Annotated in this window: 25 protein-coding genes; 9 read left to right on the forward strand and 16 right to left on the reverse strand. The window is 35.4% G+C overall.

Annotated elements, in window-relative coordinates; translation table 11 throughout:
• The 3 genes from DW761_RS13635 to DW761_RS13645 form a co-directional block, all read right to left on the reverse strand.
• The coding region (locus DW761_RS13635) for an integrase DNA-binding domain-containing protein (RefSeq protein WP_199485635.1) at positions 1–587 on the reverse strand (587 nt) is incomplete at its 3' end.
• 78 nt (positions 588–665) lie between these two features.
• Positions 666–869 carry an excisionase gene (locus tag DW761_RS13640; RefSeq protein ID WP_117518467.1) on the reverse strand — a complete coding sequence of 68 codons (204 nt, stop codon included), beginning with the start codon at positions 867–869 and terminating at the stop codon, positions 666–668.
• On the reverse strand, positions 869–1,879 hold the full coding sequence (locus DW761_RS13645; RefSeq protein WP_008790132.1) for a replication initiation factor domain-containing protein: 1,011 nt from the start codon (positions 1,877–1,879) through the stop codon (positions 869–871). The genes DW761_RS13640 and DW761_RS13645 overlap by 1 nt, the downstream gene beginning before the upstream one ends.
• A gap of 537 nt (positions 1,880–2,416) precedes the next feature.
• Here DW761_RS13645 and DW761_RS13650 point away from each other — a divergent pair.
• The 5 genes from DW761_RS13650 to DW761_RS13675 all read left to right on the forward strand — a co-directional run bounded on the left by DW761_RS13650 (position 2,417) and on the right by DW761_RS13675 (position 6,207).
• Positions 2,417–3,088 (forward strand): helix-turn-helix domain-containing protein, encoded by a 672-nt coding sequence (locus DW761_RS13650; RefSeq protein WP_009587591.1) that lies wholly within the window; start codon positions 2,417–2,419, stop codon positions 3,086–3,088.
• A 277-nt stretch (positions 3,089–3,365) separates the two neighbouring features.
• Entirely contained in the window at positions 3,366–4,142 is a 777-nt protein-coding gene (locus DW761_RS13660; protein WP_009587605.1) for a hypothetical protein, read from the forward strand.
• Between the two features lie 55 nt (positions 4,143–4,197).
• The gene (locus DW761_RS13665; RefSeq protein WP_010775385.1) at positions 4,198–4,800 is read left to right on the forward strand and encodes a Type 1 glutamine amidotransferase-like domain-containing protein; all 603 of its coding nucleotides are present in this window, start codon (positions 4,198–4,200) and stop codon (positions 4,798–4,800) included.
• Positions 4,801–4,862: 62 nt separating this feature from the next.
• Positions 4,863–5,606 carry a hypothetical protein gene (locus DW761_RS13670; protein ID WP_009587569.1) on the forward strand — a complete coding sequence of 248 codons (744 nt, stop codon included), beginning with the start codon at positions 4,863–4,865 and terminating at the stop codon, positions 5,604–5,606.
• An 82-nt stretch (positions 5,607–5,688) separates the two neighbouring features.
• Entirely contained in the window at positions 5,689–6,207 is a 519-nt protein-coding gene (locus tag DW761_RS13675; protein ID WP_119217062.1) for a hypothetical protein, read from the forward strand.
• A gap of 183 nt (positions 6,208–6,390) precedes the next feature.
• Here the strand turns inward: DW761_RS13675 and DW761_RS13680 are convergent, their stop codons facing one another.
• From DW761_RS13680 to hrcA, 8 genes are all read right to left on the reverse strand, one after another.
• On the reverse strand, positions 6,391–7,875 hold the full coding sequence (locus DW761_RS13680; RefSeq protein WP_117518468.1) for a DEAD/DEAH box helicase family protein: 1,485 nt from the start codon (positions 7,873–7,875) through the stop codon (positions 6,391–6,393).
• A gap of 4 nt (positions 7,876–7,879) precedes the next feature.
• Entirely contained in the window at positions 7,880–8,569 is a 690-nt protein-coding gene (locus DW761_RS13685) for a hypothetical protein (RefSeq protein WP_117518469.1), read from the reverse strand.
• Between the two features lie 11 nt (positions 8,570–8,580).
• Positions 8,581–9,822, reverse strand: coding sequence for a hypothetical protein (locus tag DW761_RS13690; protein ID WP_117518470.1), 1,242 nt, complete (start codon positions 9,820–9,822; stop codon positions 8,581–8,583).
• A 197-nt stretch (positions 9,823–10,019) separates the two neighbouring features.
• Positions 10,020–11,135, reverse strand: a complete 1,116-nt coding sequence (gene dnaJ, locus DW761_RS13695; RefSeq protein ID WP_117518471.1) for a molecular chaperone DnaJ — start codon at positions 11,133–11,135, stop codon at positions 10,020–10,022.
• A gap of 14 nt (positions 11,136–11,149) precedes the next feature.
• Entirely contained in the window at positions 11,150–12,400 is a 1,251-nt protein-coding gene (locus tag DW761_RS13700; RefSeq protein WP_233513101.1) for a polysaccharide deacetylase family protein, read from the reverse strand.
• On the reverse strand, positions 12,384–14,195 hold the full coding sequence (gene dnaK / locus DW761_RS13705) for a molecular chaperone DnaK (RefSeq protein ID WP_117451963.1): 1,812 nt from the start codon (positions 14,193–14,195) through the stop codon (positions 12,384–12,386). Before dnaK ends, DW761_RS13700 begins: the two co-directional genes overlap by 17 nt.
• Before the next feature lie 15 nt (positions 14,196–14,210).
• Complete coding sequence (gene grpE, locus DW761_RS13710) at positions 14,211–14,846, reverse strand: nucleotide exchange factor GrpE (RefSeq protein WP_117451961.1); 636 nt, start codon at positions 14,844–14,846, stop codon at positions 14,211–14,213.
• A 9-nt stretch (positions 14,847–14,855) separates the two neighbouring features.
• Positions 14,856–15,869, reverse strand: a complete 1,014-nt coding sequence (gene hrcA / locus DW761_RS13715; protein WP_117451959.1) for a heat-inducible transcriptional repressor HrcA — start codon at positions 15,867–15,869, stop codon at positions 14,856–14,858.
• Between the two features lie 308 nt (positions 15,870–16,177).
• Here hrcA and pgeF point away from each other — a divergent pair, with 308 nt between their 5' ends.
• Both pgeF and DW761_RS13725 read left to right on the forward strand, forming a co-directional pair.
• On the forward strand, positions 16,178–16,948 hold the full coding sequence (gene pgeF, locus DW761_RS13720) for a peptidoglycan editing factor PgeF (protein ID WP_117518472.1): 771 nt from the start codon (positions 16,178–16,180) through the stop codon (positions 16,946–16,948).
• A 100-nt stretch (positions 16,949–17,048) separates the two neighbouring features.
• Positions 17,049–18,503: a M81 family metallopeptidase gene (locus tag DW761_RS13725; protein WP_117518473.1), complete on the forward strand. Its 1,455-nt coding sequence runs from the start codon at positions 17,049–17,051 to the stop codon at positions 18,501–18,503.
• A gap of 144 nt (positions 18,504–18,647) precedes the next feature.
• Here the strand turns inward: DW761_RS13725 and DW761_RS13730 are convergent, their stop codons facing one another.
• A complete protein-coding gene (locus DW761_RS13730) occupies positions 18,648–19,832 on the reverse strand; it encodes a cation diffusion facilitator family transporter (protein ID WP_117451953.1) in 1,185 nt (394 codons plus the stop codon).
• A gap of 69 nt (positions 19,833–19,901) precedes the next feature.
• On the opposite strand from DW761_RS13730, the gene DW761_RS13735 reads away from it, so the two are divergent.
• Positions 19,902–20,840, forward strand: coding sequence for a hypothetical protein (locus tag DW761_RS13735; protein WP_117518474.1), 939 nt, complete (start codon positions 19,902–19,904; stop codon positions 20,838–20,840).
• A 27-nt stretch (positions 20,841–20,867) separates the two neighbouring features.
• Complete coding sequence (locus tag DW761_RS13740; RefSeq protein WP_117518475.1) at positions 20,868–21,725, forward strand: NAD(P)-dependent oxidoreductase; 858 nt, start codon at positions 20,868–20,870, stop codon at positions 21,723–21,725.
• A 6-nt stretch (positions 21,726–21,731) separates the two neighbouring features.
• Here the strand turns inward: DW761_RS13740 and DW761_RS13745 are convergent, their stop codons facing one another.
• The 4 genes from DW761_RS13745 to DW761_RS13760 all read right to left on the reverse strand — a co-directional run bounded on the left by DW761_RS13745 (position 21,732) and on the right by DW761_RS13760 (position 24,496).
• Positions 21,732–22,976 (reverse strand): DUF6179 domain-containing protein, encoded by a 1,245-nt coding sequence (locus tag DW761_RS13745; RefSeq protein WP_117518476.1) that lies wholly within the window; start codon positions 22,974–22,976, stop codon positions 21,732–21,734.
• Positions 22,969–23,367, reverse strand: coding sequence for a DUF6323 family protein (locus tag DW761_RS13750; RefSeq protein WP_117518477.1), 399 nt, complete (start codon positions 23,365–23,367; stop codon positions 22,969–22,971). Before DW761_RS13750 ends, DW761_RS13745 begins: the two co-directional genes overlap by 8 nt.
• Before the next feature lie 288 nt (positions 23,368–23,655).
• Positions 23,656–24,081 carry a transposase gene (locus DW761_RS13755; protein WP_158553811.1) on the reverse strand — a complete coding sequence of 142 codons (426 nt, stop codon included), beginning with the start codon at positions 24,079–24,081 and terminating at the stop codon, positions 23,656–23,658.
• A 70-nt stretch (positions 24,082–24,151) separates the two neighbouring features.
• Complete coding sequence (locus DW761_RS13760) at positions 24,152–24,496, reverse strand: hypothetical protein (RefSeq protein WP_147323327.1); 345 nt, start codon at positions 24,494–24,496, stop codon at positions 24,152–24,154.
• Positions 24,497–24,519 lie beyond the last annotated feature (23 nt).

A 24,519-nucleotide genomic window follows, 5' to 3' on the forward strand; every position in this document is an offset into this window, starting at 1 on the left:
TCCTGTTCCTCTGTCAATGCGACTTTCTCTTTGGTATCATTTTCTAGGACTTCACTTAACTTGAAATCAAAGGGATTTTTCCTTACACAATCGTCTTGTATGGCGATATAGAATGACGCTTTTAATGAGCGTTTATGATTGTTAATGGTATTGTAGGAAAAGCCTTTGTCTTTCATGCGTAACGCCCATTCTTTAGCGTCAGAGGGTTTGATTGTATCAATGCTCCTAGCACCTAACTTGTCCTCTTTCAATAACCGCATGAGTTGTTCCCGTTGTTTCTGTGTGCTTTTCTTCACATTTGCCCTCTGTGCGTTCTGTTTGGCATAAAGTTGGCAAAGCGTCATTTTCTTGCCTGTGCTGTCGATACCGTCCTCAATATCCCGTCTTATCTGCTGTTCCAGTTCTCGAAGTGAGGGTTTTTCCCGCTTTCCCTTTGGTGTCGGGTCTGTTGGTGTCAATCTCCAAGCATACACATATTTTGTGTTTCCAAATGCGTCTACATATTTATATAAGTATTTTCCGTCTGTTCGTTGGCTCTCTCCAGTATGCAGGATACGACCTTTGTTATCCCGTCTTTTTTCTTTCATGGTGTCTGCTCCTTTCCTTGTTGGAAAGAGCCTTGATATGACTTGTGTTCATCATAACACATACAAGGCTCATTTGCATTAGATTGCGTCCAATTTGTCGATAACCTGTTCAAACTGTCGGCGTTTAATCTGTATGCGGTTGCCATTCATAATGAGCCAGCCAGCGTCCTTGTTTTCCTCTGCCAATCGTCTTAACTTGTTTTCTCCGATACGGAAATCCTTTGACGCTTCTTCAATGGTAAGGGTGTATTTTTCCCATACGGGGATATCGTTGTTATTCATCAGATACCCCCTTTCCCATGTTTCGTGTCATACTGGATATAAGGGATAAGGTCGGTACGGTTTATCCTCTGTAAATGGGCGGTTAATTTACTGGAAAGGGAATTGCTGTATCTTGCCTTATCAAGCATAGTTCCCACTTTTTCCAGTCCACCTAATGCGTCATGTTCTTCCAAGAAGTAAAAACTTTTGACAGCGGAAATCACGCCACCCTCTGTGAGCCATTGCTGTGTTTCCTCAAGGGAATTTTGCTGTTTTGGTACTTGCAGTTTTAAGACTTCCACAGCCCCTAAAAAGCGTTCCCAAAACCGACAAGTTTTCCACCTGCTCTTATTGCTTTCGTTTCTGTTTGGTACGACAAAGCGTAGGTTGTTTGCCAATAGACCGAAAGCCAGTTCTCCAAGTTCCAGCGGTCTTTCCTTGAATGTCATGGCAAAAGCATGAGCCTTATCATCACGCAGTTGCATTTCTGTCCGTTTCCAACTGCCGACTTCATCAAGTGTCTTATTATGTTTTGAACAGACTTCCTTATCCTTATCATAAAAGCGGTAGGACAATCCCGATTTTCCAGCACCGATATAAACAGTCTTTGCGGTGTCGAAATCATCAAACTTACTTTCATCAAAGTGGTAGCCCTCACTATTCGAGATAAATTCCTCTTTTTCGCATTTCTTCTTTATCTGCTCTATGGTAAAAAATGGTTTTTCGTTCTTATCATCAATGGCAATATCAAGTCTTGTGAAATGGAAATTATCCCGTCCGTATCTTCGCTCACAGCGTCGGAACATATCCCCAAAGGTATAATTCCTACTGTCGAGAATACGGAAAATATCATCACAACCTCTGCCAGTCATAACAAGATAACAGCCTAACCCTTGTGGGTTGTCCTCTGTTTTTCTTGCGTCCCCCGATACATAAATATCTCCAATCTGCCAGCGTGCTTGATAGGTTTTGTATTTAATGCTTGCCGGATAGACATTGAAAATATCAGTCGGTAAACCTAAAATGTGCATGATTACATCTTCAGTGGTTGCAGTATCAAATACAATGCTGATGTAATCAATCTTAACGGATAAATTTTTGTGTGTAGTTATAGTGCATTTCTCCTTTCGTACTTCCCGTTTTTTTGCGGAGTAAAAATCGTGTTTTTTCCTTTATTTATCACAGTTTCTAGGTACTATGACATGTATGCGCAGGGCGGTGTTACATATACGCCCTTTACGAACGCCTAAAGGCGCTCCCTTTCCAAAAGGAACTGTCTGTCCGAACACGTCTGGGGGACGTGCCCCGTCCAGCCAGCCCCTTTTGGAAACCACTATTTTCGGTCTGACAGTCCATGCTTATTCATGCTATCAAAGTGAAAATATATCTTCTCTATGCTTACTCAAGCGTGTGATTGACCCTAGCGTGCTTAATCACTCCATCTGATACGATAATAACGCCATTAGAATTACTTGTCAAGAAGTTTTTGTTGACTTTTGGATATATATTAAGTATGATATGCTTATAAATGCCAAGAGAAGCAACGAAAGGAGCGGTTATACTAAGTTATGGAGCATTATGAAAAGAAAATCAGTTTCTTAGGAGAAAACATACAGACCATAAGAAAACACAGAGGAATGAAACAACAGGAACTTGCGGACAAAATCGGTATCAATATGCAGAGCCTTTCCAAGATTGAACGTGGTGTGAATTATCCTACCTTTGATACATTAGAGAAGATAATGGACGTGCTGGGTGTAACGCCCAATGAATTATTGTCGGGAGAATGGAAGTATATCGACCATACCGAGCCATATATTATGGATATTATTAAACGGGAACAGGACTTCAATGTTTCCTTAGATTATCTGTCTGAAAATGAATTTTTCGATGATGAAAACGAATACAAATTTTACATGGAAACCATATTGATTAGGTACATCAGCAATTATCTTTCTAATGAGGTTGTAGAAGTGGAAGAACTTATGGAAATCAAACAGTTGATACAGCGTCAAAAAATAGAACGCATGATGAAAGTACATAAGGAAATGCGAGGTTTAGACCGATACAGAGAACAACCGAAAGAGTATAAATATCACAACCCTTATGATGACTGGATATTCCGTCAACTTGCAGATGTAGATAACAGAAAAAACATTCCTAATACTTCTCCACAAGTAGACTTTAACGAGGGAGATTATGAAGATTATCTAAAGGCGAAATGGAACAGAGGTCTTTAATTTCCTCTTGAATGGAAGATACAGCAAACAAAAAGCCCAGTAAAGAGTGCAAAGCACCACCATTGGTGGCAAGGCTCTTGACAGGGCTTTTTCTTTTCTGTGGTGGGTAATCAAGAGGAAGAAAGAAAAAGTGTGTATGTTCAATGCAGAAAATATTCAAAGGGTATGCTGATTTTTATTGTGGCGGATATATGGAACTGTTATAATATGGGTATGAAAAAAGCGACAAATTGGAATTTTTGAAAGAACAGTATTATTCATATTAAGAGGAGGCGAAATGATGAATGGACAAATGTTTCAAATTGCATCTATTGTAGCGACGAGCAAAAAAGCGTTGCAATTATCAGAACCAATTAGATTTTCTCAATTAGAATATGAGAATAAAATTGAATTTATCTTTTTACCTCAAAAGAAATTTTTAAGGACAGAAAAATATACCGCTTCTAATGTTTCATTGTGGTTTGAACAAATAAAGAAAAGTGGGATACAGGATATAAAGTTGCTATGTCCATATTCAGTAAAGGATAGACAATTTTTAGGATTTTCAAATACAACAGAAAGTTCCATTTTGTGTTTTTACAAAAGCGGAAAAGTAACATACTTTACTGCTGATTGGCAATTTGACTCTATGCAAAAAAAATGGAATATTCTATATTCAGAGCATGAGTGGACTAATCCACCATCAAAAAAACCATATTTTGAGAATAACATTAACTCATTTCGAGATGTATTATTATCGATTAAAGAATTGGCTAAAAAAATTGAGTGTGAAAATTTTGCTAATATTTTTACTTCTGCTATAAACCTTTTAGATGGCTATAGCGAATATCCAGATGAAAAGTATGGTTTGAGTTTACCACCAATTCCACAGCAAAATCTTCAAATGTTCGAAGCTGCAAGTATTTCGGATGTTTTTGGAGCAATGGGTTCGTGGAATGATAGCCCAGCATATATGGCTCACAAAAAAGGGTTATCTGAAGAATACGAAACTCTATCTTCTGAGTTGTTAAAAAATGTAAGACTTGCTATTTTGTATGCCATAAATGAATGGTAAGATTATAAACCTATATTTCATATGTGTAAATTAGAATTTATAAAGGAGAATATTGATGAAACTATTTTTATGTTCGCACTTTTCAAGTGTGGGAAGTCTGATAAAGGAAGAAATTGAAAATAAGAAAGTCGCATTTATTCCAACAGCTTCACTGCGTGAAGGCTACATCGGTTATGTCGGCTCGGCTCGAAAATTATTCAAAAAGTTGGGAGCAATCGTAACTGAAATTGATATTTCAACGGAGGCTTATTCAACGATACAGTCTGTTTTTGAAGAAGCAGATGTGATATATTTTACCGGCGGAAATTCTTTCTTTCTTATGGACCAGCTCCGTAAAACGGGAGCTGATGGGCTACTGAAAAAGGAATTGGCAAATGGAAAATTGATGATCGGCGAGTCGGCAGGCGCAATTATATGCGCTCCAAGCATCCAATATATCGAGCAAATGGATGAAAAGCCAGAGGACTACTCACAAGAAGATGATGCAGGGCTTGATTTGATTGATTTCTATGTTCTTCCGCATTATCTTACAGCACCATTTAAGAAAGTTACCGAGAAAATAATGGCTGAGTTTTCGGATTTGAATCTATGCCCAATTAACAACCGTCAGGGAATTGTAATTGATGGTGAAGGTTCAAAGGTTATTTGCAAAGACTAATTTGAAAATTCAAGTTTGTAGAACTGTATTAAATCATAAAATCACATTGGGGGGTGGCAATTATGCGATATAAAAAAATTGTATTGAGTATTATAGCAAGTGTGCTTTGTCTGGGACTATTAAATGGTTGTAGTTGCTATTCGCATGATTTTAACTCTAGTGAAGAAGCACAAAAATATATCTTATCCAAATTAAAGGGCAAATACAATGAAGAATTTATCATTACAGAAGTAAAGGAGTACAAAGAAGAAAAAATAGGATTAAACTGGATTAGGGCAAATGTTTCTAGTAAAGAAAATTCTTCTCAAATTGCTACTGTATATGCACGAAATACTGGATTTTTTGAGGATAGTTATCATGTTTATTACTATTCTGATGAAATAGAAGAACTTGCAACTCCTTTATTTCAAGATAAACCTTTTATAAGAAATTATCAACTTGAAGTACAAGGGCATACAACAACGACAGAATGGAATGGTAAGGAAAGTGTAGAAGAATATCTGAAAAAAAGAGAGTATGAAATAGAAACAAGTATATATCTTAATGAGGGAAAAACGGACGAGGAATATGCAGAAGAAATTTCCTATATCATGCAGGAAATTATAGAAAGTGATTTGGTTTTTAATATTTCAGTATATACAAATGATGATAACATTATTTTCTATTCTCTACCAGAACAGCACAGTCAACCAGATGTAGAAGCGATTTTAGAAAAAATGGAAGATGTTAAAAGACAACAAGAAACAAAAAAAGATTATAAGGAATGGAAAAAACAAAATCAAAATAATGAAACAAATTCTGATTGAATGTTGTAATAGGAGTGATTAGACAATGAAATTTTTTCTTTATTTTTTAACAATAGCATTTGGTATAGTATGTTTTGTAATTATGAAAAAGAAACGCTATAAAGTCATGCCACTTATCTGTTTGATTATGTTTATTTGTTTCATTGGCTTTGGAATTATTTCCTTAGTATATTCATTTGTTCCATATGGGGAGATATTTGTGATGCCATTAGGATCTATTGTCTTTGGTTTGATATCTATTTTGGTTGGAGTAAATGATTTGTATTCTTTATTGTGTTGTAGAAAAAAAGTGGACGGCGTGTATTGTGGCTACAACACATATTATGGTGGCAATGGTATTTCTACACAAGCTCCAGTATTTGAATATACATATAACGGAACATATTATCGTGAGCAAACAACACAGAATATATCTCATAAACGATTAAATAAGGGTATGACGCAAGGAAAAATGTATAGCATATATATTGACCCAAAACACCCAGCAGTATTTGTTCTGACTAAAAGAATTAGAATAGGAACAATAGTCGCAATAATATTAGGGTTATTTCTATTTACTGGTGGAATTGATTTCTTCTTGCCTATGCTATCGGGTCGGTAGGAGACACCTTGTTGGTAAATTGTCTGATAACTTCATATCCCTACATACAAAGCAGTTAGTCTTATGATTGACTGCTTTTTAAAAAGACACCATTTAGGTGTAATGATGTCTTTTGGGTGTTATTTTATAGTCATATCAAGGCTCATTCAATCGTGGTAAATTAGTGGTAAAATGAATGGTTTTCTATACTCCAAAATGCTTGAAAGTATAGTGGTTATGCGAATAATCCAAAATTAGATATAAAAATTGAGAAAACTTTTTATATTTTTCCATTTCATTTTCTGTCAAATCTACAAAAATTGGTTTATATAAATATCTATTTAAAAACGGTTTACCTGTAATAGGATTTATCGTGTTAAGTGCTTCAGCAATTGTAAATTCAAATGATTTATTTCCGAAATATTTTCTTATTAAATTAGTCCCATCATCATCAAACATTCTTTCTGGTGTTGCACTCAGACCAATACGATAATTATATATTGGTAATAATGCATTTCTTTGTTTCTCTGAACCAATTCCATGTACTTCATCACAGATAAACAAAACATTTAGATTCGAACTATTATTTATAGCTTTGATAAATTTGGAATCAGAAGCTGTAGCATGAGTAGTATAAATAATACCTGTAGAATACATTCCTAAAGAAAAATCTAAAATAATCTTTTCTAATTCTGTAACCCATTTATAATTTGAACCATCAATAATCATTTGAAAATCTACATTGATTTTTAACTCTTCAACATCTATCTTCCATTGTCTTGATAAAGTTCCTTGAGGTGTTGCAATTATAGTTAAAAATGATTCATTTTCCTTTAACAATTCGGTCATACATCCTAAAGCAGTTCTTGTTTTACCAGTACCAGTGGCCATTTCCATTAAAATAGATCGATTATTATTTTTCCATGCTTCAACAGCTCTTAATTGATGAGGAAATAAAGATAGTTTTAATTCATTACTATTTCTTCTTTTCACAAATCTCCTCATTATTGATAATTCATTAATATCTTTAGGCTTTCTTCTAATTATCTCATCTTTCAGAGCAGTAGGAATATCATAAACAATAGCATAATCACTTCTGTCATTATTCCAAAATTCTACAAATTTCTTCAAATCATCGTGTAAATACTCACTTTGACCATCTACCCATGACTTAAAAGTTTTAAATTCTTCAATATTATTTAACCAAGCTTGTGCTGTTTCATTAATAGAACCACTAAACGAAACCATATTGTTTTCATTATCCATCATAATACCTACTTTCTGGTGAAATAAGCTATGTTGAATATTTTTGTTAACTACTATTTTAATCTCTAATCTATCATTAGCCAAAAGCCAAGCAAATAAGCGTAAATGATCATTTTCATTGATATCATTTAAGTCAAAATTTTTATATAATATATTCGTATTTTTAAACTCACTTTGTTTTAAAATATTATAATCGTCATCTGATAATTCTGGAGAAATTAATAATTTAATTTTACCACCATTAGAAACAATAGCCTCTACACCACGCAATGCTATGCACAAACTAGAACTACTAAAAAAGCCTGCTATTCTATAATACTTAATTGAATTTTCCAATATAGGTAAATAAAAATCATTAATTAACTCATTTTCCTGTGGTCCTGTTTCATAGGATCTTTTTATTTCTATATCTTTTAAGCTCATAGTACTACCACATTATGTTATTAATAAATGAATCAGTATTACCTTCGAATATTAATTCAAATAATTTTTTAACATTACTCCTTCTTCTAATTCTCGTACTCTCAGATAAACAGTTGCACTCATCCATATAATAAACAATTCCTTTTTTGGAATTTGCAATCAAATTTTTTATTACAGGATCTCTTAATCCTAAAACTTTTAAAAGTTTAATTTGCTGATCCCTTTCTAGAAAAGCAAAACATTCTCCAAACACTGTATTTTTCACAATTGAAGGTTTGCTATCAGTTATAGTTACCAATTCAAAGTCTCGACCTAACTTTGAATGATTTTCACCGTATTTTGTTGCTGCATTAGTCTCTTCGCTTCCTACTAATGCTCTACCAATCTCAGGATATGATAGTCCCTCATTATGACCATACAATACTCTTACTAAGTTATATGTTCCATTTTCAAGATTACTAAATTGAATAACTTTTGAGCAATTTAACTCTGATATATAATTATCATCTATCAAATCAATAATTTTTTTGAAATCATAATTTAAAAGTATTCTACAAAACACTTCAACTTGTTCATTATTTCCAGAATGTAAAATTCTTAAGGTATAGTCTTTCTTTTTTAAAAACGCTTCTAAATAATCAATGTCATCATCACTATTTTTTATCGCATCTAACCAATCATCATAAAAACTCATAATCATGTCTCCTAATAACACTTCATATCTTCATATCGCATATCAAAATATTTTCTTGCAATATCAGGAAATTCCTTTTCAAAGCCTAACATACTTTTCATAGAAGAACATAAAGTTCCTTCTGTTTTATGTAGTGCTTGATTTGCTTCACAAAACTGTCTAAAGCTCATTTTCTTAATAATACTTGGTTGATTAGCCCATCTTGCAATTGTAACATATAAAGATCTATATTTAGAAACTTTCCAAGGAGCTTCATTTTTGTTTTGATATCTCATTACATAAGGTAAACATTGATATCTAAATAATAATTCAATACGCTTAAAACAGTTTTCAATATCAACATAATCCGTAGACTCAAAACCAACTAGAACATAAAATTTTATACTATGTCTATTACTTTTTTCATTATATCTAATCATTTGCAGTTTTTTATGTATTAAATCATAGTCAGATATATTATCAAAAGCAAAAGTATAATCTCCATCATACTTAGAGCCAAATAACATATCAATTTTCTCTTGAGTTAATAATCTTTCATCTAATCCTTGTTTAAATTTAAATGGTCTTTTAGTATCAATTAATTGTTGCAACATTTCTTTCCAATTAGGACACCCAAAGAAATTATCATCCAATAAACAAATTTTCTTTCTAGATTTATCAAAGAACTCTTCTAATGGACTGTGATTAAACACATGGTCATATTTTTGATTTACGCAAAATGGACATTTTCTAAAACATCCTCTTGTCATAAAGCCAATACTATATTCTTGATATTCTCGAAATTGAGCCAGAAAAGCAGTTTTATCGAATTCTTCGTTTTCACTAATAGTTTTTTCTTCTGCTTTAACTAACTCATTATTAATCCAGTCATCATATAAATGATAATCTGGCATATGGTGTTCAATTTCATCAATTAAATTTGGTGCTTTTGCGAAGAAAAAGCCTGTACCTCCAACATGAATATTTGAAGGCAAATCCGTCTTCACATTCTCCCTATCAATTCCTTCCTCAATCCATCGAGGAACAGGAGTATCTGTGAACACTTTTGAAATATAAACTGCATCATATTCTTCAAGATTATCATAATCTAATTTTAGTTCAACTTCAGCTCCTTTTTCTTTCCAATATGCAGATATTTTTTCACAAACCAAGTTCGGAAACCTATGTTTTTTTCGTCCTAATAAATCTGCATCAATAATACCTATTTTTTTCTTTTGCATAATACTTCTTAACCCTCTCATTTTATTAACCATACATTTTTAAATTTTTTATAAGAATAAATCAGCAATCATATAATCCCTCACTTTTAAACATCATGTTTAGATCATTATAATACATTATATCTTATATTTAAATGGATCCCTTTACATTTTCTTATTTTTATTAAATATATTCGAATTACATCTCCAAAATCAAAAAAAGAACCCATACCCTGGGTTCTCAATCTCACTTATTTAAACGCATTCTTAAACTTCTCAAAAGGACTCTCATGTTCCTTCTTATTCTTGATCTTTTCATACAGTTCACGCTCATCACGGCTAATCTTTGTAGGAATCTCTACCTTCACTTCCACATACTGATCACCCTGACCACCACGTGGTGATTTCACACCTTTGCCTTTTAAACGGAACTGTTGACCATATTGCGTACCTGCTGGAATGGTCAATTCCACATCACCATAAACGGTTGGCACATCCACCTTACAGCCAAGTGTCGCATCAATTGCACTGATAGGAATGGTGATACGAATATCATTTCCATCGCGTGTAAACTGTTTGTGACGGCTTACCAGAATTTCGATATATAAATCTCCATTTGGCCCTCCATTCACACCACGTTCTCCTTTATTTGGCACACGAACCTGCTGACCAGATTGAATACCTGCAGGAATCTTGATATTCAGTTTCACACGTTTATGTTCATAACCTTTACCATGACATTTTGGACATTTATTAACAATTGTCTTACCTGTACCATTACAATCCGGACAAACACTTTGACTCTGGAATACGCCAAATGGTGTACGCTGCTGTGTCGTCACATGTCCTGTACCACCGCATCGACTACATCCCTTGATATCGGATTTACTGCGTGCGCCTGTACCATTACATTCATTACATAATTCATCTACATCAATATTGATTTCTTCTTCTTTTCCAAAGATGGCATCCATAAAGTCGATTCTCATCTGCATGAAACGATCATCGCCCTTACGTGGACCATTGCTTTGACGACGGCTTCCACCGCCTCCAAAACCTCCGCCAAAGAAAGAACCGAAGATATCAGAGAAGTCACCGAATCCATCAAAACCACCAGCACCTCCGCCAAATCCACCGGCACCATCCATGCCCGCAAATCCAAACTGGTCATAAGTTGCTTTTTTCTGAGGATCACTCAGCACTTCATATGCTTCATTTACTTCTTTAAACTTTTCTTCAGCACCCGGTTCCTTGTTGACATCCGGGTGATATTTTTTTGCCATCTTACGATATGCACGTTTTATTTCATCGTCGCTTGCCCCTTTTTGAATACCAAGGACTTCATAATAATCTCTCTTATCACTCATATCGGATCACCTTCCTACTCATCAAGACTGTATATAAACTGCGATAGCCCTGATTCCCCAAAAATACGGACTCTTGGCAACTGCAGCTTATCCATACCGGGTTCTATTTTACCATAATTTGTTGTAAAAGCCATACGTACGCCGCTATCTTTCATAATTTCTAACGCACTTTCTGTCACATCACCATAAGGATAACAATATACAAAGCCTCCACCTATAATGGAAAAAGACTTTTTTGTATCCTTGATACCCGTATCCAGATCAACACAGCGAAGTGCTCCACCATGTCCACCATCACATCCACCAGTATGCATCGCATAGGAGTGTGATTGTAATTCCATACCATTTTCCTTCATTTCTTGAAAGGTATCAGGCAATGTGCCATCTTTGAATTTATTCGTAATCAGAAACAGGGTTGCTTTCATATCATATTTTTTCAACAATGGATAGGCATATTGATAAATGCTTTTTGTTCCATCATCTACTGTTAAGGATACACTTTTCTTCGGTAAACGGATTTTACCATCTAAGAAATACTCTAAATCCTGCATATAAACAGTTTGATACCCTTTTTCCTTTAAATATTTTAACTGATCTTCAAAATCATTCACTTCCAGCCAGTTCCCATTTTCTGCCTTTTCTCCATTCGCTTTCGAATAGAAATAATGATACATAAATACAGGAACATCTTTTGCGACTTCTTCTTTTGTATTTTCTACCTGCTTTGTTTCTTTAATATCCTGCTGGTCAATAAAATACATCTGATCATCAATCATAACACCAATTCGATCTTTATCTTTCATATAAATTGGATATATGTGTGCCTGATGCATCACCACTAGGTTTTTGTTTTCCATATCTTTTATAGTATAAGTATCTTTGGTTATGATAGATTCATTAAATGGAAGATACCTGCTGGTCATTTTTTGTTTAGTAAGTGCACCTGCTTCTTTTACATCTTCTGCTTTTACATAAACATCCTGATTTTTTAATTTAAAATATGCGGTATGCATATCCTGTTTATCCTCATCTTCCAGTTGCATGGTTACATTAGGATAAACTTTCGCAAATCCTTCGTATTCATCCTTGTTCAGTTGATACAATGCCGCTTCCTTGTTTACTTGAACATATGGATGATAGAATTCTGTACTATCCATGGTTTTATGCGATGTATACACATAAAACGCAAGTAGACCACAACATACAAAACCTAGCGCAAGCACTAGGATTTGTAGTCGTTTCGTCGTTTTATTTCTTTTCTTCAAATTCTGCGTCTACGACATTGTCATCGTTGTTGTTTCCAGCATCTCCACCTGGATTACCAGTATTTTGCTGCTGCTGATACATCTGGGCACTAGCTGCCTGAGCTGCTTTTTCCAAAGCTTCCAGTTTTGTCTTAACAGCTTCCATATCGTTTTCATCTAATGATTTCTGTAAATCATCACGCAGTTTCTGAGTTTCTTCTTTCTGGTTAGCATCAATCTTATCACCATTGTCTGCTAACATAGAGTCGATCTGAGCGATAAATCCTTCAGCACGGTTACGTAAATCGATTTCTTCTTTACGTTTTTCATCTTCAGCTTTGTGTTCTTCAGCTTCACGAACCATACGATCGATTTCTTCATCACTTAAACCACTTGTATTCTGAATTGTGATAGACTGTTCTTTACCTGTTCCTTTATCTTTTGCAGATACGTGAACGATACCATTAACGTCAATATCAAATGTAACTTCAATCTGAGGCACACCACGACGTGCAGGAGCGATACCGTCTAATTTAAACATACCTAACTCTTTGTTGTCGTTTGCCATTGGTCTTTCACCCTGTAATACACGGATATCTACAGCAGGCTGGTTATCAGCAGCAGTTGAGAAAATCTGTGATTTACTTGTAGGGATTGTTGTGTTACGTGGAATTAATACAGTCATCACGCCACCCATTGTTTCAATACCTAAGCTTAATGGTGTAACGTCTAACAATAATACATCTTTTACATCACCAGCGATAACACCACCCTGGATTGCTGCACCCATAGCAACTACTTCATCAGGGTTTACAGAACGGTTTGGTTCTTTACCTAATGCATTCTTAACAGCTTCCTGTACAGCAGGGATACGAGTAGATCCACCTACTAACAATACCTGGTGAATATCGTTCTTTGTTAAACCAGCATCACGTAATGCGTTACGTACTGGTTCCATTGTACGTTCTACTAAGTGTTTTGTCATTTCATCAAATTTTGCACGTGTTAATGTTGCTTCAAAGTGAAGTGGTCCATCAGCTCCAGCAGAGATAAATGGTAAGGAAATCTGTGTCTGTACCATACCTGATAAATCTTTCTTAGCTTTTTCACCAGCTTCTTTTAAACGCTGCATAGCCATTGTATCTTTTCTTAAGTCTACGCCGTTTTCTTTTTTGAATGTATCTACCATCCAGTCAACAACAACGTTATCGAAGTCATCTCCACCTAAGTGAGTATCACCATTTGTAGATAATACTTCAAATGTTCCATCAGCAAGTTCCAGGATAGAAACATCAAATGTTCCACCACCTAAGTCATAAACCAATACTTTTTGTTCACTGTCTGTCTTATCAATACCATAAGCAAGTGCTGCTGCAGTTGGTTCGTTGATAATACGTTCTACTTCCAAACCAGCAATTTTACCAGCATCTTTTGTTGCCTGACGCTGTGCATCGTTGAAATATGCAGGAACTGTAATAACAGCCTTTTCAACTTTTTCACCTAAGTAATCTTCTGCATAACCTTTCAAATACTGAAGGATCATTGCACTTACTTCCTGTGGTGTATATTGTTTGCCTTCTAATTCTACTTTTTCATTTGTACCCATTAAACGTTTGATAGAACTTACTGTGTTTTTGTTTGTTACTACCTGACGTTTTGCAGCATCACCAACGATACGTTCTCCGTTTTTGTATGCTACGACTGATGGAGTTGTACGGTTACCTTCTGGGTTTGTAATAACCTTGCAGTCCCCACCATCCATGACAGCAACACAGCTGTTTGTTGTACCTAAGTCAATACCAATAATCTTACTCATAATCGTTTCCTCCTTTTATTCGCTTACTTTAACAAGCGTTGCACGCAATACGCGGTCTTTTAACATATATCCTTTTTGTAAAACTTCGATAACCATACCAGGTTCTACGCCTTCTTTGGCTTCCTGCATCAATGCCTGATGGAAGTTTGGATCAAATGGCTTATCTTTTGCCTCAATTTCCTTTACGCCTTCCATTTCCAGAATATGCACCAGCTGCTGGTAAATCATTTCAAATCCTTTTGCGTAATTTTTTACGTTAGGATCATCTACCTTGACATCCAGTGCACGCTCTAAGTTATCAATAACCGGTAGCACTTCTGTGGCAAATCCCTGAATACGGTATTTACGAACGTTGTCAGCTTCACTTTGCAGACGTTTCTTTAAGTTTTCAGCATCTGCATATGCTTTAAAGTAAGCATTCTTACTTGCCGCAAGTTCTTCCTTCAGTTTTGCATTCTCTTCTTCTAATTCCTCGATGCGCTTTTTCTTGCCGAATTTTGCGCCTTTTTTGTCTTCTTTTTTGTTTTCTGTTTCTTCCTGTTTTTCTTCAGGAGTAGTTTCTTCACTGACCGTTTCTTTCACGTCTTCTTTTACTTCTTCACACGTTTCTTCTGCGGTCGTTTCTTTTTCTTTTACATTTTCTTCCTGCATGTTGACCTCCTATTGATTTTCTTCCCGATACAAGTCTTCGATCACTTTGCTCATATATTCCATTAAAGCAACAACTCGGTTATATTGCATACGTGTTGGACCGACAATCATCAACTCACCCTGTTCTTCATTGTTCAGCTTGAACTTACTGCTGACAACTGCAACATCATCAATCTGAATCAGGTCATTATCTCCACCAATCTGGATAGCGACATTTCCATCATGATTGGCAATCTGACGAAATAGTGAGCTGTCCTCTAACATTTTCATCAGTTCTTTCAGCTTTTCGATATCCGCAAATTCCGGTTGATACAACATGTTGGATTGACCACTGCAATATACGTTATCACTCGCAAATTTCATAAAGGCATTTACGAATGCTTCAAATAGCACTTCATGTCGTGCAACATGACTTGCTAACAGCGGTTGGATTTCCTTCATCTTATTCACAACTTCACCAATTGGCGTACCACTTAACTTATCGTTCAACAAATCACAGCATGTCTTGATATCCTTGACACTGACATCTTCTCCAAAATGGAAAGTTTTATTCTCTGTATGTCCATGATCTGTAATAAAGATGGCCACAGCACTACGTTCATTTAAGGGAACTAGCTGGATATGCTGTAAAGTCTGATACTTGCTGTCCGGTCCTAATACCACCGATGTTAACGATGTCATCTGTGATAAAATATCACAGCTTTTCTTAACGATTTCATCCATGGAATAATGGCGTTCAGAGAACACAGCTTGCAGGGAATGTTTGACACCTTCATCAAGCTGTTTCTCCATCAGATGTTCAACATAGAAACGATACCCTTTACTGCTTGGGATTCGTCCACTGGAAGTATGTGTCTTTTCCAAAAGGCCCATTTCCTCTAAGGCAGCCATTTCGTTTCGAATAGTAGCACTTGAACAAGTGAAATCCAAAAGATCTAACAGACGCTTAGAACCAACTGGCTCTGCTGTTCTTGTGAACTCATCTACAATTGCTTTAAATATTGCAATCTGTCTTTCTGTCATCTCTGGTCCACTCCTTTCTAGCACTCCACTTCTATGTCTGCTAATAGTATATGACAATATTTTAGCACTGTCAACACTTTAGTGCTAAATTACCAATAAATTTTCCTGTTGTTTGAAAAAATGCCTGTTCTATCCAGTATTTTGTACTATATCACTCATAAAAATTATCAAAACCTTAACAAACGCCTTGCCTTTATCCTTTATAATGTATATGGTTTGCATAACCGCACAAAATTTCATATACTATAGATATCAAATATTCATCGTTTGACATAGTATAATATGATAAAGAAAAAGGAAGGTAATTTATGAAAAAAATAGACTGGAATGGTGACATTCATATTCTGGCTGGGACCACATTACGTGATCTTGAAGCTTTAGAAAATAATAATATGGCGTTGCATGTTGGTGGAAACTTAGATCATGTCATAGAAAATCGAAAACATCTGTGTGATGCTTTAGGCACAGATTTGCAACATTGTGTATTCGCAAAACAGACACACAGTGATCATATTCATTGTGTAACCTTTGATGATTTAGGCAAGGGTGCTTATGAACAGGCAAGTGCCATTGATGATTGTGATGCTTTATATACAAGAGAAAGCAATGTTTTACTTGGTGTATTTCATGCGGATTGTGTTCCTGTTTTGTTATATGATCCCATTCAAAATATCATAGCAGCGATTCATAGTGGCTGGCAGGGTACGGTAAAAGAAATCACACGTAAAACCATGGAGCATCTGATCACACAGGAGCATGTGGACCCATCGCATGTGATTGCCTATATTGGGCCTGCTATCGCTTATCGAAGCTTTGAAGTAGGTCGTGATGTTATTGATCAAATTTTATCTATGAGTTTTGATACATCCGGTTATATCACATATTTATCAGATGAAAAAGCCCTGGTGAACAATCGTGGATTAAATAAACAGATGCTGCTTGATGCCGGAGTACCAATGGAAAACATCACCATCAATAAATCTGATACATTTTCACCAAATGATGCTTTGTTCAGTTATCGAAGAGATCATCACTGTGGCAGACATTTAAGCTATATTATTCGTAAAGACATCGATTAACGTCGATGTTTTTTTCTTCCTAATGGCTAGGATAGTTTTTTCTCAATTCCCCTTTTGGTTTATCCTATAATGAAGATAAGAAAAATCGAGGAGGTAGTTTATGAAGGTTTTAGTAGCGCGTTTCAGCTCAGAATCCAATGAACATTCCCGTTCATTGATGTCATTTGACAAATTTGTTTTTAAATTCGGGGAAGATTGTGTTGATTCCATGTATACCAGAGATATCTTTGAAGGGGCTGGTATTGAAATGATTCCAAGTATTGCGGCAATTGGACATCCTCATGGCCCAGTCACAAAGGATGCTTTTGATTTTATCCTAGCCAGATTAATACATGATGTGAAAGAACATTTACATGAAATTGATGGTATCTTTTTATTCTTACATGGTGCCAGCAAGGTTATTGATTTAGAAGGTGGTTCTGCGGAGCATGCATTCTTACGTGAAATCCGTAAGATTACCGGACCATATCTTCCAATTGCACTTGTGATGGACCCTCATGGAAATCTTTCACAGGAGTTGGTCGATCATGTTAATATTTTACGTTGTTATCGTGAATCACCACATACAGATACAGTAGAAACCTATCGGATCGTTGCGAAGATGTTTGTGGATTTATTAAAGCATCGTCGTCATATCAAACCGGCATATGTGAAAGTTCCTATTATCATTGGCGGAGAAAAGAGTGTTTCCAGCGATGAACCAATGGTATCCATCAATCATTTCTGTGATGAACTTGAAAAAGATGCTCGTATCATGAGTGCTTCTTTCCATATTGGATATTTACGTCATGATGGAGATAAATTAGGATGCAGTGCTGTTGTTGTGCCTAACAGTGAAAAGGATCAGGCTTATGCACAGGAAATGGCAGATAAATTATGTAAATATGCATTCTCAAAACGTCATGAATTCCACTTCCATGGTAATGTCGCTGAACCAGAGGATGCCATAAAACAAGCGGTAGAATTTGATGGTTCTCCTGTCTTTGTGACAGATTCTGGTGATAATGTTGGTTCTGGTGCTGATGGATTCAATACCTATATCTTACATCAAGTATTGAATTTAAAAGATACTCATGGAAAACAGTTTTTATTCAGTGGTATCGTAGATAAAAATGCTTACGCTTATCTATACGATAAAGAAGTCGGTACACATGTAGACTTTACATTAGGTGCCAACCTGGATGAATTATGTAAGAGTGTAGAAGTTCATGGTACCATCGTTGCCAAAGGTATCGCACATAAATTATATGAAGATCGCAAAGATATTGGAACTGCCATCACTGTGAAATTTGATGATGCGCCAGTGAGTGTCATCGTTGAATATGATGCTATCCAGTATACAGATTTAGACCAGTATCCATGTAGTCATTTAAATATTGATGATTATGATGTCATCATTCCAAAACAAGGGTATATTTCTGATGATTTCAAGAAATATGGCAAGTTATGTATCATGTCTTTGACGCAAGGTCCTACCTACCAGCGTAGTGAAAAGCTTGAATTTAAACGTATCTTACGTCCTATGTTCCCTTATGATGATTTTGAATTAGATTAATTTTTGACGAAACAGGGTATAAAAAAGAGGTTACTTCAATGATTGTATTTTAACAACCATTTGAAGAACCTCTTTTTATTATTTGTTCAAGTAGGAGCCTTTTATGACGATATCTATAAAAAGAGCCGAATATTTTCTTCAGCTCTAATCACTTATTTTATCACTTGTATATGCACGATCAAATGTCACAACCACAAAATAGGTTGGATAGCTCGCCTTTACCTTTTCTTCAATCGCTTTTAAGATATCTGTATTGCTTAATTTGATTTGAAATGGTACCACAACATCAAAAATCAGATTGCTATGTGTTACCCCTGGTACCATACGAAAATCATGCATAGACAAACGTTCATCAACACTGTGTACGGTTTCCTTGACAAATTCACGCAATTCATTTGTTAATGGATCATCTATGACAATCGGATCCATATGAATCACCATTTCTATACCCAAAGATTCTTTGATATCTTTTTCCATATTATCAATCATATCATGACTTTTTAATACATCCACTTTATGATCTACTTCCACATGCATACTAGCAAATGTTGAATGGCTTCCATAATCATGAATGACCAGATCATGCATACCAATAGCACCCGGATATGCTTCTACTTTCTTTTGAATATTTTTTACCAGTTCTTCATCTGGTGCCTTCCCCAACAATTCATCTAATGCAGATTTGATAATGCCAAAGCCTGCGATAATAATAAAACATGCCACAATAACCCCCATATATCCATCCAGATTGAAATGAATCAATGGTGAAATAATCGTAGACAATAAAACAGCACCAGTAGCCATAACATCAGATATACTGTCAGCAGCAGTTGCTTCCATGATACTGGATTTTAACAGCTTGCCATAATGTTTGTTGTAAGTATACATCCAAAGCTTCACACTGATAGAAAAAGCTAAAATCACAATAGATAACCAGCTGAATTCAATGGCATCTGGAGAAATGATTTTGGTAATACTGGATTTAATCAATTCTAAACCTAATATCAAAATAAGAGCAGCGACAACCATAGAGGCAATACATTCATATCGGGCATGACCAAAAGGATGCTTTTCATCTGCGGGTTTACTGGACAGCTTAAAACTGATAAGTGAGATAATAGAACTACCAGCATCCGAAAGGTTATTAACAGCATCCGCTGTGATGGAAACACTTTGTGCCAATGTTCCTGCGATAAATTTAAACGCAAACAGGATAATATTATTGACGATGCCCACGGTACTTGTCAGATTTCCATATGCACGACGTACATGTTCATTGTTTATATCTTCATAGTTTTTAATCATTTTTTTTGCGAGTAATGATATCATATCCAACACCTCATTTTTTCTTATCGAGTACATAGTTTAACATATTTTTGAAAATAGGAAAAGACCTTCATGTTTCTTTCTTTTCCAGCATATGGTAAAAACGGTGATGTTGTGAAAAAAATTCTGCGCTATTTCCTGTTAACAGCTTTATTATTATGTTTATGCTATGGCAGTATCTGTATCAAAATCAGTTCCCAATCTTTGACACTCTGGTTTGAAAACTTAGTGCCAAGCATGTTTGTGACTATGGTACTGATTCGTTTATTATATAAACAACAGATGTTACAGCACCTGGTTCCAGATATGATATGTCGCATGTTTGGATTAGATCAGGCATCTTTTGCGTTGGTGATCAGCAGTATGCTGTTAGGCTTTCCTAATGGTTCTTTATTTATTGAAGAAGCCTACAGGCGAAAGGAATTAGATCTACAGAGTGCGCAGCGTTTATTTCTGATCTGTTGTTTTCCTACACCTGGATTTGTGATATTAAGCTGTGGTGTTGGTTTATATCATAACGCAAAGACTGGATTTTATTTATATGTATCCTCTGTTCTTTATGGCTTTTTTATGTTGTGGCTCACAAGATCAAGAAGTATCCATACCCATCATGTAAAGCATCAAAGCACCAACAGCTTCATGCAGGATTTTAGTGCATCCTTATTAGAAAGTGGGACTTCTTTATTTATGATTGGCGGGTATTTGATGATATTTATGAGTGTCACAGGCATTGTTTTTTCCTTTTTGCCTCAACTTGTTTCTCTGCCACTTCGTATCTGTGCTGAATTTTCCAGTGGTGTCTTTCTGATACAGGCAACATCCTTGTCTACGATATGCAAATTATTGTGTACAAGTGCATTGTTAGGTTTTGGTGGATTCTGTGTGCATATGCAGATATATTCTATGTGTGATAATTGTAAAACAAAATATCGTACCTTTCTTATTTATCGTATCCTACAAAGTCTTTTATCTTGTCTGATCTTTTGTATTTTCCTTTATCTTTCTGTATAATATAAACAAAAGAAGGAGGAATTTATAATGAAGATTGCATGGATAGGAACAGGTGTCATGGGCAGTGCCATGTTAATGCATCTTGTAAAGGCAGAGCATGAGGTACATGCTTATAATCGAAGCTATGAAAAAGCTGAAAAATTAGTATCCTGTGGTGTAGCAGTACATCAGACAATAAAAGATTGTGTGAAGGATTGTGACATGGTGTTCACAATGGTAGGATATCCAAAGGATGTAGAAGAAGTCTATACATCAAAAGATGGTATTTTTGCTCATGCGAAAAAGCATGCCATTCTGATTGATATGACTACATCATCTCCAAAATTAGCGCAAACGTTATCGATAAAGGCCAAAGCACTTGCTTATCAAATGATGGATGCCCCTGTATCAGGTGGAGATAGTGGCGCAAAAGCTGGTACATTATCTATTATGTGTGGAGGCGATCAGGAAACATTTGATCAATGTAAAGCTATCTTATCACTTATGGGAACCCCGCTATATATGGGAGAAGCCGGAAGTGGACAGCATACCAAAGCATGTAATCAGATTGCAGTGGCAGGTGCTGTAGCGGCAATGAGTGAAGCCATTGTATATGCGAAAGAAAATCATTTGAATGTAGAAGCCATGCTTCAAGCAATCGCAGGTGGTGCGGCTGGCAGCTGGCAAATCAACAATACAGCACCACGTGTGTTAAAGAACGATTTTGCGCCTGGTTTTTATATCAAGCATTTTATTAAAGACATGCATATTGTACAGGAAGAAATGGGTAAACAGCATTTGGATATGCTGGATACGGTTTGCCATATGTATGAAGAACTGGCAAAAAAAGGAGAAGAAAATGCTGGTACACAGGCTTTGATTCATTACTATGAAAAGCACGAATAGTGCTTTTTATTTACGCACAGCCCCATCTTGCAAGGATATCAAACAATTCTTTATTTCCATTTTTCGATCACATGTAATCAAATACTGTATGAATACTTCCTCCCAATCCTGCATGATCGAAACCTTTTGATATAATGTATCATCCAATTCAATACGTTGATGAAACACGCAAGCTTCTTCAAAGTGGATATAAAATAAATATGCCAAAGACATGGAATCAAACATTTGAAACAACAGAAAATACTCATCTTTCGACAAAATCTGCATATCAAACAAATCGATATAATCATAGAACCCTATTTCAGAATGTAAAACAGCTTCTATCCGTTTCTGTGTATCACATTCTTCTAAATGCTTCAACAACGTAAAGAAATGCTCTGGTTCATTGAAAGCATGAATATTCACTTCAATTTCATTTCTACACATTTCATGAACGATCAATTGATCGAGCATATCCTCTTTAAGTGCCCATGTGATTTTGTTTATAAGTATCTGCCCATAGCCTGATAGATATTGTTTTATATCTGTATCAAAGATGGACAAGAAAGCCTGATACAGCTTAAAAAGATCATCTGCTTGTTTTATTATTTGTATGATCTGTTGTTTTTGTTCGTGTGATATCAAAAGCTCATAGCGATGTTTTAAGCTAAAAGAAAAGAATGCCTGCGTAATGATCAGCTCACAAAAATTAATACCTAATTCTTCAATCTCCACGCCATAAAAAACAGCATACGATGTCAGAAAATCAGACAGCTGTTCATGAAAAAGATGTAATATCCGCTCTTCCATACAAAACATCGATAAATAATATGCCACAAGATCAATTCCCTGTTTATGATACATGGCATGTTCCAAGGGCAAACCATATAATAATGGATAATCGAAATCTTCTTTACAAGATGTCGCATGGTAATGCTCATCATATGATGATAAAAAATCAGGAAGCTGTTGAGTCAGAATACTGCGATACCGTTCATTGGGCAATGGGCGCTGTTTTTTTAAATATATGTCTGCCTGTTGTCGTGTTTCTTTCACTAAGCGCTCTACTTCCTTCAAGCCAGAAGCATAGCGTATTTCAAGTGTTCCCTGTCTTGTCGCATGATCACATATAAAGGAAATACTTTTTAAAATTCTTTGATAATCTTTGATAGATATCGCTGTGGAACGATGCTTGTTTTTTTCTAAACTTAAACGTTTGGATAAAGCATAAACTTCTTTATTTTCATAAACTGATGTTGTTAAATTATTCATTTGTTTTCACCGCCTTGATACAATCCTGAAGCAATGCAAGATCAAAGATCCCATGATGTGCTATATATTGTTCATACATGATTACCACAATTTCATGATCATATCGTATGTGATCACGTCGTCTGACACCATAGTAAATATAAAGTGCCTCTTTGATACAGTTCACAAAAGAATCGTAACGGATATAAGGAGATTTTTGAAAGGTGTTTGCGATATCAAACAGAATATGGGAATCAAAATCAATCATCTGATGGATCTTACAGGCCTGTATCTGTTGCTTGCGTAAATAACTGATATCTTCTTCACTTAACCAATATCCACTTGCCTGTAGACCCCCATTGATTTGTGTGCACAACTTGTGTATTTTGTTCGTTTTTTCTATAGCATTCATAACATATCTCCTCTCGTGGATATATGTTATACCATAGACAGCTTAGAAGGTATAGTCTTGAAAAAATTGCCATTTTGTGGTATGATATAGACAAGATGAAGAGAAAAAAGTGGAAAAAATTACACTTCAGACTGTTGACATACAGAGTTATTTCCAAATTTAACATTTTGGATTTACTTCTGTTTTTTTATACTTCCTTTGATTTATGATGATGATTAAAAATAAACAGCTTTTACTCTGCTTTCCAATCCCTTATTGCCATCTTTTTTAAATTCATCGCCGCAAAAACTAATCTTGTCTCATTAAGACCTTTTTTATTCCTTTATATCTCGTGAATCGCATTCCATGTCTTTCTTTCGCATCAGCAAAGACACGTTCTATTGTACGGCTCCTCTGTGGATAATATCGTTGCCAATATTCCATTAAGCGTATCCGTTCTGCTTCATCTAAACTTTCTTGCCATATATGTTTTACTACTATCTTTGTAGTTACTGTTATACTTAAACATTTTCCTCTCGTTTGACATGTATCACATTTCTTTTTTTCACTTCGATAGGTTATATATCCTGTTTTTCTATCGATTCCTCTTAGTGTGAATATACAGCCTTGTGGTCCATGGAATACATCTGCCGCTTCATATTCAAAATCTTTCTCCCCATATTTTGTTGTGTTTTCTTCATTGTTCTTTTTCCCCTTTGGTCTCGTATAGGGCATAAATGGGGTTACTCCGCTTTCTATTATTTCCTTTGTCGTTGCTTTATACACCTCATGGAACATCGTGCTCTCATGCAGATTTGCCGGTACGATCCCTGTGTTCAATACAAAACATCTGTTTTGTCACTTTTTTCTTATTTGCATTTGCTTTTATATGTGTACTGTCCATATAGATATGTCCTAGGTATATGTAGTTACATTCCATTGCTTGCTCGATAACTTCATCAAATAGTACAGTGAAGATACTTTTCTTTTCAATAATATTTCCTTTGTCATCTTTGATTTCAATCTCTTTTGAAAATTTCCTTATATATGTTTTTGAAAAATCTGAAAAATGCGGTGTCTTTTCTTCTAATCCATAACCTATAAACCATTTGATGCTAGATTTACTTGTGCTTCTGCGCTTGTTCATCATATGTTTGGCTTTTCGTACTGGTC

The sequence above is a fragment of the Absiella sp. AM29-15 genome (assembly GCF_003434225.1).
GTDB classification, from domain to species: domain Bacteria; phylum Bacillota_I; class Bacilli_A; order Erysipelotrichales; family Erysipelotrichaceae; genus Hoskinsella; species Hoskinsella hominis.